The following is a 15,427-nucleotide window of genomic DNA, read 5'->3' on the forward strand; positions in this document are numbered from 1 at the left end:
GGCGCCAACTTCCTCACTTTTAATTCGTGATAAGACCGAAAATTATCTCAGGACAAGACTGCCTTTGGCAATAGCTAGGAGGGGATTTATTCGCCCTAGGGTGACTCAGATGGCCTGTATCCCCTAGGGCGAATCAGATGAGATCACTGATGAACGATCTTAGGAGTCACAAAAATCAGCAATTCACGCTTCACTAACTCTTCCAGTTTGTGGCTGAACAGGTGACCCAACACCGGGATATCACCCAGCAATGGCACTTTACGTACAGAGTTATCCAGCATGTGCTGATAGATACCACCCAGTACCACGGTTTCGCCGTTGTTCACCAGCACCTGCGTACCAATACGCTGTGTGCTGATCGATACCGCTTCACCGGTACCGGTATCCACTGTTTCGCCTTTACGGTCTTGTGTCACCACCAGGTCCAGCACCAGCTTACCGTCAGGGGTGATCTGCGGGGTCACCATCAGGCTCAATACCGCCTTCTTAAAGCTCACCGATACTGCACCGCTTGATGCCGCTTCCAGGTAAGGAATTTCCGTACCTTGTTCAATGTAAGCCGTTTTCTTGTTGGTGGTCATCAGACGCGGACTTGAGATAATTTCCAGCTTCTGTTCTGACTGCAATGCAGACAGTTCCAAATCTAGCAGAATATCGCCGATTTTGGCCACTTGGAATGCAATGCTGGACGCGCCCGGCTTGGTCGCAGCCAGATTCACGTTCAAGAAATCATCCACTGTCGCCCCGTCTTCTAGCAGACCGACAGAGTTCAGGTTACTTTCAATCGAGCCACCCACGGTGTTGTTGCCATTGGTACTCAAAATCCCCCAACGTACACCCAACTCGTCAATGTCCCCTTCATCAATGGTTACGATACGCGCTTCAATCTGAACCTGCTTCACCGGCACATCCAGGGCCGTCACGATATCGCGAATATTATTCAGAACTTCAGGTATATCATTGATAATCAGAGAGTTGGTACGCTCATCCACATGCAGTGAACCACGCTCAGATAACATATTGACGTCATTCTCATTCTCACTCATCAGTAACTCGCCCAGCTCAGTCGCTTTGGCGTAGTTGATGGTGATAATTTCAGAGCGCAGTGACGATAGCTCTTCTTCTTTACGCTTAGCTTCGAGTTCTTGGCGTTCGTTGCGCGCCAGCTCTTCTTTCGGGGCAATCATGACCACCGAGCCTTGCTCACGCTTATCCAGCCCTTTGGCTTCCAGAATGATGTCCAGTACTTGCTGCCATGGCACATCGTCCAAACGCAGGGTCAAGTTACCTTCTACCGTGTCAGACACCACCAGGTTGAAGTCGTTGTATTCCGCAATCAGCTGCAAGACGTTACGTACCGGTACGTCCTGGAAGTTGATCGAAATAGGCTTGCTGTTATACGTGATTTTCGAGGCATTTTTAGCGGCTGCTTTTTTGGCTGGCGCCTGCACGCGCACTTCCAGCATTTTGCCTTTTGAAGCGTAGTCGTATTCAAAGCCGCCGTTCATGGTCATGACCAAGCGCACACCACGATCAGTACGGAACGATTCCACCGTATTCACGCGGGTCGCGAAGTCTTTGACATCGAGAACATAAATCATGTCGTCAGCGATATTCGTATCATGCAGTTCCACAAACAACTGCTTCCCTGAACGACGCATATCGACCACTGAACGGGCGTTGCTCAGTTCCACTTTGAGGATCCCATGCCCTTTACCATTACGGGTAAAGTCCAGGTTTTTGACTTGATTTGCCGTGGCCGCAAACGCAGAAGAGCCTGCTGTTAACGCCAAGAGCAAAAGCCAACTGAAGCCGAGTTTCCAGAACCCAAAATATTGCGATGCTTTCCTTGTCATAATTTCATTCTCTTCACTAAACTGCCTTGTCCTGCTTCACCAACGTAAGTTTCATCGGCCGCTTCAGCCAACATCCCTCGCCATCCGGCAGAATCTCCTCAATATCAATGCTCTTCGGACTCACTTTTAAAATCTTTCCGTGGTTCAGGCCAAGGTAATAACCTTCTCGCACTTTGATCAGTTTGCCTTCCGGTGTGTATACCAACCCCCAGAGCTGGTTGTTATCTCCCATCACGCCGCGCATGCTAAGCTGGCCTAACGGGAAACTTTCCAATGGTGACTGCTGCTTACGCGGTGCAGGCTGCCAACAGGCAGTGGTCTCCCCATCCACCGGCTCGCCCCTTTCCGGGCGCGGCTTCAGGAAAGGCACCCGCGAACTGGTCATCACAAAGGCTTCCGCCACAAATGCAGACTGCTCGGCCAATGGCTCCACATCGGCTTGTGCTTTCTCATGCGCCTGCGCAATGAACTGTGAAATGGAATCATCATTGGCCTGACACCCCATCAACAAACTCGTTAATAGGGCTAAACTGGCTACGCGTCCCCTGCTCATTTTTCCCCCTTGGTCGGTATAGCACCAACGGGTGCTTTGAAGCGGTAAGTGGTGGCAGACACTTCAAGCGACAGCAACTCGGTACGTTCAATGACACGCTGATGGCGCGAAGTCTCCTTAGAGCGCCCCAAATCAATGTCATTCAAGGTCACGATACGCGGCAAGTGGGCAATATCTGCCGAGAATTTACCGATATCTTCATATTTACCGGTTAAGACAATGCTGATCGGCAACTCAAAGTACAGCTCATGCTCGACACGGGGCGCCCATTCAATGCGCTGGAACTCCAATCCGTTACGGATACCGATGTCGTTCACATCAGCCAGCAAACTGGCCAGCTCTTCTTCTTCCGGTAGCTGCTCAACCACATGCTGGTAACGATCCTGCAGCTCTTCAATTTGCTGCTTCACTTTCGGCAAAGCGGCGACCTGATTGGCTCGGCGCGTTAACTGCTGGCGCAATTCCGTTTCTGTTTGTTTAAAGCGCTCTAAATCGTCTTGCATCGGCGAGAGCCAATACCAGTAACCGATGGCGCCAATCAACACCGCAAATAACACCGAGACCAGCGCCTGTGCCTGCAGGGGCCATTCGGTGATTTCATCTAATTCAAGATCTTGCCAATTACTGCTCATTTGTGCCTCCTTGCAGGTTCACGGCCTGACTGGCTTGCAGGCTCTGTGACTGCGCCTGCACCTGAGCGGCTTTTGCGGCGACCATGTCAGGAGAGAGCAACGAGAAGGATGCTTTAAACTCTTTTTGTTCCTGCGGTTTGTCTTTATTGACCACGATAGAGTGCATACCCACTTCGCTCAGCCATTCCGACTGCTCACCATTAGAAAGCAGTGTCGCCAAACGGCCGTTGGAATCCCCTATCCCGTTAATTTTCACGCGGCTGCCTGCCATGGACATATCATCCAGATACACCCCTTGTGGCACCACGCTGGGTAACAAGCTCAGTAGGCGCGTCACATGGTTGCGGCCTTTTTGGATATCGGTGATCACCGCTAAACGTTTGATCAAGGCATCACGCTGGCGATCCAATTCCGGCAATAGCGCCAACCGCTCTTCCAGCACCGCAATTTCTTGCTTGAGCTGGGCATTTCGCGCCTGTTGAATATCCTGCTGACGGCCAATCAAACTGCTTGCAAGCCAAAGCACCAGCAGTGCACATCCTGCACTGCCGGCTAATAGGCCCCAAAACCGTTCTTTATGTTGCTTTTTCTTCTCTTCGCGCCAGGGCAATAAATTAAGCTTTGCAATCACGATGCATCCCCTCCACGTAACGCCAGACCGGCGGCGACGGCGTACTGACTGAAGCTGCCCTGATCGATCACCATATCCATTTTCTGATCGCGCTCAAACGAGGCAAACGGGAACATCAATTTCACGTCCAGCCCCAACATGCGCTCCAGCATTTCTTTCACCACCACACTCTGGCCGCCGCCGGCAATCCATAAGCCTTGTAGCGACGCGCGTGGATGGGTGGAGTTATACAACTGCAACTGGCGCTTTAAGGTATCCACCAACTGCTTGGTAAACTGCTCGGCCTGCTCAGACGAAATCGAGATACGCGGGCTGTCATCTTCACTCTTTTGCAAATCCACGCCCTGCAGCGCCTGACAACCAAAGGCGAGCTCGCGGTGATAAGCCGCACCACCGGCAGGCTTCACACAAAATTCGGTGCGGGTTTTACCGATATTCACCACACCCCACTGGCCGGAAGTATTTTGCTGCTCAGCCACATACTCTTCCAACCACAACAGCGCATGCGTCTGCAGCTCCACCACTTTCGGGTTCAGCTTGGCTTTACGAATGGCGTCAACGCGGCTGTCGACCGTTTCACGCCGCGCCGCAAACACTTGTACCGGCTGCGTTTGTGCCGGTTGCGAAAAGGACTGTGAAGCCAGTGGGAAAAAGTCTAAACGCAGCTCTTCAATCGGAAACGGTGAAGAGGCACTCAATGCTTGCTCGACCGCAAACACCGACTCGTCATCGCTCAGGTTAGTATCAAGCTGGATCACCTTACTGATCACCGCACTATCAGGCAGTGCCAACACCACGTTCTTGGCGCCAAAAGGCAAACTTTTTTTTAATTTACGAATTGCTGACAACAAGGCAGGGGTGTTCACGCTATGCTGCTCGTTAACAACAGATGCCGGCAACACCACCTCGGCAAAGGCCGCCAACTCCAATTGCGCCTTCTTCTGTCGTAACACCACGGCTTTAACACTGTGGTGGCCAATATCAATCCCAATTGTTAGTGGGTTCCGAAACATACCGTGCTATGCTCCCTTTAGAACGGAAAAGCAAAATTCTTACTTAAATCAAACACCAAGTTATAGCGTTAATTTTCCATAGGTTACCTTTATACTCTTGGTTGAAGTATATTGAACGCTCGAATGTTGGTGTAACGGGAAATCTCAAGTGAAGTTCATAAAGCGACTACTTATATTTGCATTGATTTGCATAATTCTTGGAGTCACCACAATTTTTGGTTTTTACCTTTATGTGAAGCCAGAACTCCCAAATGTGGCAACATTAAAAAATGTTGAATTACAGACTCCGATGCAAGTTTTCAGTGCGGACGGCAAACTTATCTCACAATTTGGTGAGAAACGTCGCATTCCGCTCCCTCTTAACCGAATTCCGCCGCAAATGATCCATGCGATCATCGCGACCGAAGACAGCCGCTATTACGAGCACCCGGGTATTGACCCTATCGGTATCGCACGTGCTGCCTTTGTCGTCGCCACCTCGGGGTCGGCCAAACAAGGGGCCAGTACTATCACGCAGCAGCTCGCGCGTAACTTCTTCCTTTCTAACGAAAAGAAGATCATGCGTAAGATCAAAGAGATTTTCATCGCTATCCATATTGAGCAGTTGCTAACCAAAGACGAAATCTTAGAGCTATATCTCAATAAGATATATTTGGGTTACCGTGCGTATGGTGTCGGTGCCGCCGCTCAGGTGTATTTCGGCAAAGAAGTTGAGCAGCTCACATTAAGTGAAATTGCGATTATTGCCGGCCTACCGAAAGCCCCTTCAACCATGAACCCAATCTATTCGGTGGATCGTGCCACTACCCGTCGCAATGTGGTACTTGGCCGTATGCTAGATGAAGGTTACATCACGCAGAGCGAGTACGACCAAGCCCGTAATGAGCCAATTGTGGCACGCTACCACGGGGCAGAAATCGAATTGAGTGCGCCATACTTCGCAGAACAAGCCCGTGCGTGGATGGTAGAACGCTATGGTGAAGACGCATATACCTCGGGTATGCGTATCTACACCACAGCCGATTCCCACATGCAGGTGGCCGCGCAACAAGCTGCTATCAACAACCTACTGGGCTACGATCAACGCCACGGTTTCCGTGGTGCGGTAGAAACCCTGTGGAAGAAAGGCCAGCCAGCTTGGCAAGCCAGCGACATTGCTGCTCACTTAGATAAACAACCAACGTATGGCGATCTGATGCCTGCGGTGGTGACCAAGGTGAAAGGTAAAACCGCGACGGTACAAGCTAAAGATGGCCAGACCCATGAACTGCAGTGGAACGGTATGAAGTGGGCACGTAAGTTCATTTCCGATAACCGTCAGGGCCCTGCCCCGAAATCTGCGGCCGATATCATGGCGGCAGGTCAGCAAATTTGGATCCAGCCTAAAGGCGAGACGTGGGTACTGAGCCAGGTACCGGATGCGAACACCGCGTTTGTTGCCATGTCACCCCAAGACGGTGCCGTGAAAGCCATGATCGGTGGTTTTAACTTCATTCACAGCAAGTTTAACCGTGCCACCATGTCGATCCGTCAGGTCGGTTCAGCCATCAAACCGTTCATCTACTCGGCAGCGCTCGACAACGGCATGACACTGGCCACCTTGGTGAACGATGCACCGATTAACCGCTGGGATCAGAGTATGGGCACCGCATGGCGTCCGAAGAACTCACCACCGACTTACAACGGCCCTACCCGTGTGCGTCAGGGTTTAGCCCAGTCGAAGAACGTGATGGCAGTCCGTGTGCTGCAAAGTGTTGGTCTGGATGAAACCATCAACTACCTGACCCGTTTTGGCTTTAAGAAGAAAGATCTGCCGCGTGCAGAACCGCTGGCACTGGGTGCCGGCAGCCTGACACCGGTAGAAGTGGCACAAGGTTATGCGGTCTTTGCTAACGGCGGTTACTACGTGAAGCCTTACTTCATTGAGCGTGTGGAAGATCCGTACGGCAATGTGGTGTATCAGGCCGATCCGAGCATTGCCTGTAACAGCGAATGTCGCCGTGAGCAAGGGGCAAGCGGTAAAGCACCGGCTCCGGCCAACCCTGCTCTTGATGACATTGCGATCAGCGAGCAATCGCTGGGTAATACCGCCACGACCGGTAACAGCACAGCACCACACTATGCGCCACAGGTGATTTCTGAGCAAAACGCCTTCTTGGTCCGAGAGATGCTGCAAAGCAATATCTGGGGGGGTGGCGACTGGCGTCACGGCTCGGGCTGGAACGGTACGGGCTGGCGTGCACAATCACTAAAACGCCATGATATCGGCGGTAAAACCGGTACCACCAACAGCTCGAAAGATGCATGGTATTCCGGTTTTGGCCCGGGTATCGTCGCGACGGCATGGGTGGGCTTTGATGATCACAGCCGTGAACTTGGCCGTACTGCATGGAACAACAACCTGGATAAGAACCAGATTTCCGGGGGCGAAGCGGGGGCGAAAACGGCCCAGCCTGCCTGGATTGCATTCATGCATCAAGCGCTGGAAGATGTGCCAGAGCAGCGTAAGCAGTTGCCGGATGACATCGTCCAAGTGCGTATCGACCGTGCAACCGGTAAGTTGACCAACCGCACCGATTACACCTCCATGTTTGAATACTTTGAGCGTGGCACGGAACCTAAAGAGATGGTGAGTGACACCGGTGCTGACGGTATCTTTGAATCTGACAGCTCCGACGAACTGTTCTGATCCTTAACCGCATTGGCTAACCGCTAAAACAAAAAGAGCGCCTTCTCGGCGCTCTTTTTTTATCTGTCAGGCTATCTAACAACATCAACCTACGCGGTTTTGGCGCAGGTTTCGCAGGTGTTTTTCGGCCACACATCTTCCAGATGGCCGGTGATCAGCGCGGCCAGTTGCTCATAACGGCCTTTCAGCGGTGAGCCCGGGCGGTAGGCTAAAGTGATCAAACGGCTTGGCACCGGATCACACGCCTGGATATAACACACCCCATCACGCACGCGCTCATGCGGCGTGGCCAATTGCGGCAACAAGGTGATCCCGCTGCCTGCCGCGACCATGTTACGCAGCGTTTCTAAACTGGTGGCACGGAAACTGCCGTCTTCTTTGGCCCCTGCGGCAAAGCAGAACCCCATCGCCTGATCCCGCAAACAATGGCCATCTCCCAACATCAGCAAGGTATGGCCGTTGAGCTCGGTCATCGCCAACTCGGTCTTCTCAGCCCAAGGGTGGGCTTCCGGGACAGCCAGTACCATCGGCTCATGATAAAGCGGTAATTCCATGAAGGCTTCGCTTTCCTGTACCGCCGCCAAAATCACACAATCCAACTTGCCCTCTTCTAATAAAGAAACCAACTGATGGGTTTGCGCTTCGTGGAGGAAGACCTCCAAATCCGGAAAACGGGCTTTTACCTGCGGCATAATGTGTGGCAACAAATACGGGCCGACGGTCGGGATAAAACCAATGTGCAACGGGCCCGACATACTGTCACCCTGCTCACTCGCCAGCTCGGTCAGCACCTTCACTTCCAGCAAAATCTTTTTCGCTTGCTCCACCAGCGTCAGGCCAACATCGGTGAACAGCACCTTACGGCTGGTACGCTCTAACAGTACCGCACCCAACTCCGTTTCCAGTTTACGGATTTGACCACTTAAGGTCGGCTGGCTGACAAAACAGGCTTCGGCCGCCTTACGAAAATGACGGTGCTCCGACAACGCCACCAGATATTCAAGATCCCGAATATTCATCGTTAAACCACTTTGATAGGCAAAAACTATCAAAACCATAGCAGCAAACAATTAGAGCTATCAAGTCAAAAATCCCATAATGATCACATCAACAGGGAGCAACAAGCAGTAATATCCTCCGGTTGCAATATTTGCCTAACAATATTTTAAAATTTAAGGACTTAAATTATGTTCGCTTCTAAAGAAGGCCAAGAAATTCCTCAGGTTACTTTTCACACACGTCAAGGTGATCAGTGGGTAGATGTAACAACTAGCGAGCTATTTGCTAACAAAAAAGTGATTGTATTTAGCCTGCCAGGCGCATTCACACCAACGTGTTCTTCAAGCCACCTGCCTCGCTACAACGAATTGGCATCCGTATTTGCTGAAAACGGCGTAGACGACATCCTATGTGTGTCTGTGAACGATACGTTCGTGATGAACGCATGGAAAGCTGACCAAGAAGCAGAAAACATCACCTTTATCCCAGACGGTAACGGCGAGTTCACGCAAGGCATGGGCATGTTGGTAGAAAAAGCAGACCTAGGTTTTGGCCCACGTTCATGGCGTTACAGCATGCTGGTTAACAACGGCGTGATTGAAAAAATGTTCATCGAAAACGACGAACCAGGCGACCCGTTCAAAGTGTCTGACGCGGATACTATGCTGGGCTACATCGCACCAGAGCACAAACTGCAAGAATCTATCACTGTATTCACCAAACCTGGCTGTCCGTTCTGTGCAAAAGCAAAACAGAACCTGATCGACAAAGGTCTGCAGTACGAAGAAGTGGTACTGGGTAAAGATGCAACAACAGTTAGCCTACGTGCCGTATCAGGCCGCAGCACCGTGCCACAAGTATTCATCGGTGGTAAACACATCGGTGGCAGCGAAGAGCTAGAAGCTTACCTAGGCTAATCACCTGTCACACCTAAAACAGTAACTCAGGGCCTGCCCCGCAGGCCCGATGTGGAAAATTGGCAACACCGAGTGGAGAGAATACGATGAAAAGCGTGAATGTAGATGTCGCTGTGATTGGTGGCGGTACCGCAGGTCTTGGCGCATACCGCGCAGCAAAAGCCCATACTGACAGCGTAGTAATGATTGAAGGCGGCCCGTACGGCACCACGTGTGCCCGCGTGGGTTGCATGCCTTCTAAGCTGTTGATTGCAGCGGCAGAAAGTGTTCACAACATCGAAAAAGCCCCTGGTTTTGGTATTCATCCACAAGGTGACATCGTGATCAATGGCCGTGAGGTGATGGATCGCGTAAAACGTGAACGTGACCGTTTCGTGGGCTTTGTGCTTGAAGGCGTCGATGAGATCCCGGCAGAAGACAAGCTGTCTGGCTACGCTGCCTTTTTGGATGACAACACGCTACAAATCGACGATCACACCATCGTACATGCTAAGCGCATCGTGATCGCAACCGGCTCTCGCCCTGCTTACCCAGCAGTGTGGGATGAGTTGGGTGATCGCCTGATCATCAATGATGATGTGTTTAACTGGGACGATCTGCCACAATCGGTTGCTGTTTTTGGTCCGGGTGTGATCGGCCTTGAATTAGGTCAAGCCCTGCACCGCCTGGGTGTGAATGTGAAGCTGTTCGGTGTGGGTGGCCAAGTGGGTCCACTGACCGATCCAACAATCATGGCGTACGCCGACAAAGCCTTCAAAGACGAGTTCTACTTGGATGCGGACGTAAAAGTCGAAAGCATGAAGCGCATCGAGGGTGAAGATAAAGTGGAAATCCAGTTTATCAACCACGATGGCGAGCTAGAGACCTTCATCGTTGACTACGTACTGGCCGCCACTGGCCGTCGTCCAAATGTCGATAAGCTGGGCATTGAAAACACGACTCTGACTCTGGATCAGCGTGGTGTACCGGTCGCGGATCACTTCACGCTACAAACATCCGTACCGTCTATTTTCATTGCCGGTGATGCCAGCAACCAGCTGCCATTACTGCACGAAGCAGCAGATCAGGCACGCATTGCCGGTGATAACGCCGGTCGCTTCCCGAATATCCGTGCGGGTCTGCGTCGCTCAAAAATCTCAGCGGTCTTCTCCGATCCGCAAATTGCGATGGTGGGTGAAACCTACCGTGAGATCACTCAGCGTCTGGGCACCTGTGGCTGTTTCGAAACGGGCGAAGTCTCGTTTGAAAACCAAGGCCGTTCTCGTGTGATGCTGCGTAACAAAGGCATGCTGCACGTATACGGTGAACACGGTACCGGCCGCTTCCTGGGCGCAGAGATGATGGGCCCGAATGCAGAACACCTGGCACACTTGTTGTCTTGGGCACATCAGAACAAGATGACCATTGCCGACATGCTGGATATGCCGTTCTACCATCCGGTGATTGAAGAAGGTGTACGTACTGCACTACGTGATTTGAACGCCAAATTGCGTCTAGGTCCTGACATGATCAAGCATTGTTTAGACTGTGGTCCTGGCTGCTAATTAACCTCACTACACGACTGATACGACCCAGCCCTCTTCATGGAGGGCTTTTTTCTTTCTCTTACCCTCGCATCCTTCTTTTCGCTGACCTCCCTGTCTCCTTCCTCTTTCGTCACTTTCATGCTCTGTCTCAGCGCGCTGGCACTTGCACACTATCGTGCTATGCTGCCGCTTTCATCTGACCTTTACCGCTCGTATTACTGTCTTCAGGAGCCCTCATGAGCTGCCAAGCCTGTCGCTCGTCCGTGTTATTTCACAAGCTAGGCCGTTGCCGCCGCTGTATGATCCAACTGACCGTTGCCAGCCCACTTTGCTGGTTGATCGGACTCTTCGGCTACAGTGACCGCCCCCACAGCCTGGAAGCCATCACCTTTTTAGTGGCCGCCTCTGCCATGAGCCTGCTGTTACTGGCCCATCTGATCCGCGCGCGCCAATTGCGCCATAGCCCCGCTGAGCCACGAAACGCGAGGCAATAAAAAGCCCAGCACAGTGGCTGGGCATGTTGTTACGCTATTCACATCGACGACGCCGTGACTCAATGCACTACGCGACATTCACGCTGGCAATGCGCTGCTCTTGATCCAGACGCACTTCCAGTGCCACTTCATCACAGGCATGCTGACGCGGACAACGATCGCAATCTTTCATCACTTTTTCCGGCAACAACGTTTTCGAGGTCGGTACAAAGCCCTGCTTCATAAAGAACTCCGGCACACGGGTCAGCACAAAGACTTTCTGGATCGCCATCTGGCGGGCTTTTTCCAGCAGATGATTCACAATCGCCCGGCCCTGCCCCTGATGCTGCCAACCGGCTTCCACGCCCAGTGAGCGGATCTCCGCCAGTCCGGAATCATACACATACAAAGAGGCACACCCGGTGACCGTCCCGTGCTGTTCGACCACCGCAAAGGAGCCAATGTCCCGCACCAGTTCGTTACGCATACGCGGCAAGTTTTCACCTAACCCGGCCCAGTACACCACCATGCCTTCAATGGCATCCAAATCCGTCAACCGTGCACCACGCACTTTCACACTCGGCGAGTAGCGTTGGGTCAGGCGGGATTGGGCCTGATTAATGGCATATTCGACCTGAAACGGCGCCACGCCTCCTAAGGCACAGCGTTTTTCCAGACACGATTCAATGGTCAGGATCGGATACACGTCTTCCTCAATCACCGGGGAGAAAGTCTGCATCTCGGCCAGTGACAACTCTTCTAAGGCACAGCCTTTGGCAATGGCGGCAACCACTGCGACACCGACAATATGGTGCGCTTCACGGAACGGGATCCCTTTCGCCACCAAATAATCAGCCAGTTCAGTGGCATTGGAATACCCCTGCATTGCCGCTTCCAGCGTACGGGCTTCATTGACCTTGATACCGTCAAAACACAACGCGGCCATTTCCATGCATTCATGCCAGCTATCGAGCGCATCGAACAAGCCTTCTTTGTCTTCCTGCATGTCCTTGTTATACGCCAGCGGCAGCGCTTTGACCGTCATCATCATGCCGGTCATCGCCCCGTACACCCGGCCACATTTGCCACGGATCAGCTCCAGCGCATCCGGGTTTTTCTTCTGTGGCATCAACGACGAGCCCGAGGTCACCGTATCGGCCAATTCAATGAAGTTCGATTCACCGGAATTGTAGAAGATCAGATCTTCCGCCATCCGCGACAGGTGCAACATCGAAATGGACGCGGTCGAGAGCAGCTCCATCACATGATCCCGATCGGAGACCGAATCCAGGCTGTTACGGGTCGCACGGTGAAAGCCCAGGCTGTGCGCCAAGGCTTCCCGATCCATCGGATAGGCTGTGCCCGCCAAGGCGCCAGAGCCCAGCGGACAGGTATCGAGACGCTCCAACGCATCGTGCAAACGTGAATAATCCCGTTCAAACATTTCCACATAAGCCAGACACCAATGGGCAAACGTCACCGGCTGCGCACGCTGCAAGTGGGTGTAGCCCGGCAGCACCGTCCCCTGATGGGCACGCGCCACCGACACCAGCTGGTTTTGCAGGTGATCGAGCATCAGGAGCAACTGGTGCCCTTGCTGACGACACCACAGCTTGAGATCGGTCGCCACCTGATCGTTGCGCGAGCGACCGGTATGCAGTTTCTTGCCCAGATCCCCCACTTTGCTGATCAGCTGTTGCTCGACCCAGCTGTGAATGTCTTCCGCATCCGATTGCAAGATTTGCGCAGGATCTTCCATGACCGCCAGCTTGAGCTCATTGAGCGCTAACTCCAGCGTCTGCTGCTCGTCATCGGTCAACACATTGACCTGACGCAGCGCTTTTGACCAGGCGATAGAGCCGACAATGTCTTGTTCCGCCAACCGGTAATCAAACCGCAATGAATCATTAAACTGCTTAAACCGCGTGTCAGCGGCTTGGCTGAACCGCCCGCCCCAGAGTGCCATGGTACGTCTCCTTTGCTACTTGCTCGACTTGCTCGTGTGTCTTGTTATTGTGTTTGTCGGTGTTACTTTTTCTGCTCGTTCAAGGCACGGATACGGCTGGCCAGCGAGTACAGGCGGATAAAGCCTTCTGCATGGCTCTGATCGTACACTTCGTCTTCCCCGAAAGTCGCAAACTCTTCCGAGTACAGGCTGTTGTCAGAACGCTTCTGCACAGCCGTCACGTTACCTTTGTACAGTTTCAGGACCACTTCGCCGTTCACGTCCTGGGCAATCACATCGGCGGCGGCCAGCAGTGACTGACACAATGGGGTGAACCAACGGCCGTCATACACCAGGTGCGAGAACTTCAGGCCAATGGTCTGGCGGAAATCAAAACACTCTTTATCCAGCACCAGTTGCTCCACCGCACGCAACGCTTCCATCATGATGGTGCCCCCCGGGGTTTCATAACAGCCACGGGATTTCATGCCGACCATACGGTTTTCGACGATATCGATACGGCCCACACCGTGCTCGATCCCTTTCTTGTTCAGGTACACCAGCGCGTTATAAGGCGACATGGCTTCACCATCGACCGCCACGATTTGACCGTGCTCGACTTTCACGCTCACCAACTCTGCCGCATCCGGAGCCTCTTCCGGATCCTTGGTCCATGCCCAACAATGTTCGTTCGGCTGATTCCAGGTTTCTTCCAGCACGCCACCTTCGGTGGAGATGTGCCAGGCGTTCGCATCACGCGAGTAGATTTTTTCCAGTGATGCACTGCATGGAATGTTGCGCTCTGCCAGGTAGTTCAGCAGATCTTCACGGCTGCGCATGTCCCATTCACGCCAAGGGGCAATCACTTTGAGCTGCGGGGCCAGCGCCGCAAAGCAGCTTTCAAAACGCACCTGATCATTGCCTTTACCGGTACAGCCGTGACACAGGGCATCCGCCCCGACTTCCAGTGCACATGCCACCTGCGCTTTGGCGATAATTGGACGGGCCATTGAAGTACCCAACAGGTACTTGCCTTCATACACCGCGCCGGTTTTCAGGGTCGGGAAGATGTAATCGGCCACCAATTCTTCTTTCAGATCCGCGATGTAACAGGCGGAGGCACCGGATGCCAATGCCTTCGCTTCCACCCCTTCCAACTCGGCATCGCCCTGACCCACATCGGCCACGAACGCCACCACTTCACAGTCATAGTTTTCTTTCAGCCATGGAATGATGGCTGACGTGTCCAGACCGCCGGAATAGGCCAATACTACTTTTTTTACCTGACTCATAATGCTCTCCTGCTTACCTGCTCGACGGTCGTCCCGCTCAGGTTTCTGTCTCAAAAGTGTTTATCTAAAGATGTTGAAAGATACGTCTAACGCTTAAGGGAAAACGTTAAAGGGAAAATTTGGTCCCGATACTCTCGCCGTTAAACAACGCCGCCAGTTTGTCGGGGTAGCGCCAGGTCGCCACTTCAATCGGTCGCCCCAGTGCCTTGGCCGCATCAAATGCCGCACGCACTTTGACGATCATGCCGTCGGTGATCACCGCCTGTTGGATCAGCGCTTCTGCTTTGTCTTCGGTTAACGCCGGGATCAAACGGCCTTTACCGTCCAGCACCCCGCTCACATCCGACAGCAACACCAGCTCGGCATCCAGTGCCGCCGCCACCGCAACAGCGGCCTGGTCAGCATTCACATTCATCAGGTTGCCGTTATCATCCAGACCAATAGAGCTGATGATAGGCAGGAAGCCACCCGCCATGATGGTGCTGATCAACGTGCTGTCGCCCGGTGCGGCTTTACCGACCGCGCCCAATTCCGGATCCAATTCGCTGATTTGGCACAAGCCGCCGTCCGCCAAGCTCAGCCCCACCGCCGCAACACCCGACTTCACCGCCTGGCCTTGCAGCAACTTATTTGCGGTTCCGGCTAAGGCACCGGCGATGTAACCAATCTGATCGGCCGGCGTCACACGCAACCCGGCTTTTTTCACCGTTTCCAGCTGCAACTTGGCCATCAGATCATCCACCAGATACCCGCCCCCATGGACCAGTAAAAGCGGACGTTGTGCCTGTTGCTGGTAAGTCCGAATGGCACCAAACAACTTGTCTAACGTTTCATGGCAAGACAGCACAGCGCCGCCCAGCTTGATGACTAATGGAACCTGACTCATCTCGACTCTCCTAAA

At 52.9% G+C, this 15,427-nt stretch carries 13 protein-coding genes; 4 read left to right on the forward strand and 9 right to left on the reverse strand.

The features are described 5' to 3' along the window. Positions 1 to 143: 143 nt before the first annotated feature. The 5 genes from ABT58_RS16160 to pilM are packed head-to-tail and all read right to left on the reverse strand — an operon-like array spanning position 144 to position 4,685. Positions 144 to 1,856: a type IV pilus secretin PilQ gene (locus tag ABT58_RS16160; RefSeq protein ID WP_047875477.1), complete on the reverse strand. Its 1,713-nt coding sequence runs from the start codon at positions 1,854 to 1,856 to the stop codon at positions 144 to 146. A 16-nt stretch (positions 1,857 to 1,872) separates the two neighbouring features. Further along, positions 1,873 to 2,409 (reverse strand): pilus assembly protein PilP, encoded by a 537-nt coding sequence (locus ABT58_RS16165; RefSeq protein ID WP_047875478.1) that lies wholly within the window; start codon positions 2,407 to 2,409, stop codon positions 1,873 to 1,875. Then, positions 2,406 to 3,041, reverse strand: a complete 636-nt coding sequence (locus ABT58_RS16170) for a type IV pilus inner membrane component PilO (RefSeq protein ID WP_047875479.1) — start codon at positions 3,039 to 3,041, stop codon at positions 2,406 to 2,408. Before ABT58_RS16170 ends, ABT58_RS16165 begins: the two co-directional genes overlap by 4 nt. Further along, a complete protein-coding gene (locus tag ABT58_RS16175; protein ID WP_047875480.1) occupies positions 3,031 to 3,672 on the reverse strand; it encodes a PilN domain-containing protein in 642 nt (213 codons plus the stop codon). Before ABT58_RS16175 ends, ABT58_RS16170 begins: the two co-directional genes overlap by 11 nt. Continuing rightward, the gene (gene pilM / locus ABT58_RS16180; RefSeq protein WP_047875481.1) at positions 3,669 to 4,685 is read right to left on the reverse strand and encodes a type IV pilus biogenesis protein PilM; all 1,017 of its coding nucleotides are present in this window, start codon (positions 4,683 to 4,685) and stop codon (positions 3,669 to 3,671) included. The genes ABT58_RS16175 and pilM overlap by 4 nt, the downstream gene beginning before the upstream one ends. Before the next feature lie 148 nt (positions 4,686 to 4,833). Here pilM and ABT58_RS16185 point away from each other — a divergent pair, with 148 nt between their 5' ends. Then, positions 4,834 to 7,374: a penicillin-binding protein 1A gene (locus ABT58_RS16185; RefSeq protein WP_047875482.1), complete on the forward strand. Its 2,541-nt coding sequence runs from the start codon at positions 4,834 to 4,836 to the stop codon at positions 7,372 to 7,374. 89 nt (positions 7,375 to 7,463) lie between these two features. On the opposite strand, the gene oxyR is transcribed toward ABT58_RS16185, so the two are convergent. Continuing rightward, positions 7,464 to 8,393 (reverse strand): DNA-binding transcriptional regulator OxyR, encoded by a 930-nt coding sequence (gene oxyR, locus ABT58_RS16190; protein ID WP_047875483.1) that lies wholly within the window; start codon positions 8,391 to 8,393, stop codon positions 7,464 to 7,466. Between the two features lie 168 nt (positions 8,394 to 8,561). Here oxyR and ABT58_RS16195 point away from each other — a divergent pair, with 168 nt between their 5' ends. From ABT58_RS16195 to ABT58_RS16205, 3 genes are all read left to right on the forward strand, one after another. Continuing rightward, positions 8,562 to 9,290 carry a glutathione peroxidase gene (locus tag ABT58_RS16195; protein WP_047875484.1) on the forward strand — a complete coding sequence of 243 codons (729 nt, stop codon included), beginning with the start codon at positions 8,562 to 8,564 and terminating at the stop codon, positions 9,288 to 9,290. 86 nt (positions 9,291 to 9,376) lie between these two features. Continuing rightward, positions 9,377 to 10,834: a dihydrolipoyl dehydrogenase gene (locus ABT58_RS16200; protein WP_047875485.1), complete on the forward strand. Its 1,458-nt coding sequence runs from the start codon at positions 9,377 to 9,379 to the stop codon at positions 10,832 to 10,834. A 218-nt stretch (positions 10,835 to 11,052) separates the two neighbouring features. Further along, entirely contained in the window at positions 11,053 to 11,310 is a 258-nt protein-coding gene (locus ABT58_RS16205; protein ID WP_047875486.1) for a DUF3624 domain-containing protein, read from the forward strand. Positions 11,311 to 11,377: 67 nt separating this feature from the next. Here ABT58_RS16205 and argH read toward each other — a convergent pair whose 3' ends face one another. From argH to argB, 3 genes are all read right to left on the reverse strand, one after another. Continuing rightward, positions 11,378 to 13,255, reverse strand: coding sequence for an argininosuccinate lyase (gene argH, locus ABT58_RS16210; protein ID WP_047875487.1), 1,878 nt, complete (start codon positions 13,253 to 13,255; stop codon positions 11,378 to 11,380). 62 nt (positions 13,256 to 13,317) lie between these two features. Then, entirely contained in the window at positions 13,318 to 14,526 is a 1,209-nt protein-coding gene (locus ABT58_RS16215) for an argininosuccinate synthase (RefSeq protein WP_047875488.1), read from the reverse strand. A gap of 106 nt (positions 14,527 to 14,632) precedes the next feature. Beyond that, positions 14,633 to 15,412: an acetylglutamate kinase gene (gene argB, locus ABT58_RS16220; RefSeq protein WP_047875489.1), complete on the reverse strand. Its 780-nt coding sequence runs from the start codon at positions 15,410 to 15,412 to the stop codon at positions 14,633 to 14,635. Positions 15,413 to 15,427: the final 15 nt, after the last annotated feature.

The sequence above is a fragment of the Photobacterium aphoticum genome (assembly GCF_001029435.1).
Classification (GTDB): Bacteria; Pseudomonadota; Gammaproteobacteria; order Enterobacterales; family Vibrionaceae; genus Photobacterium; species Photobacterium aphoticum.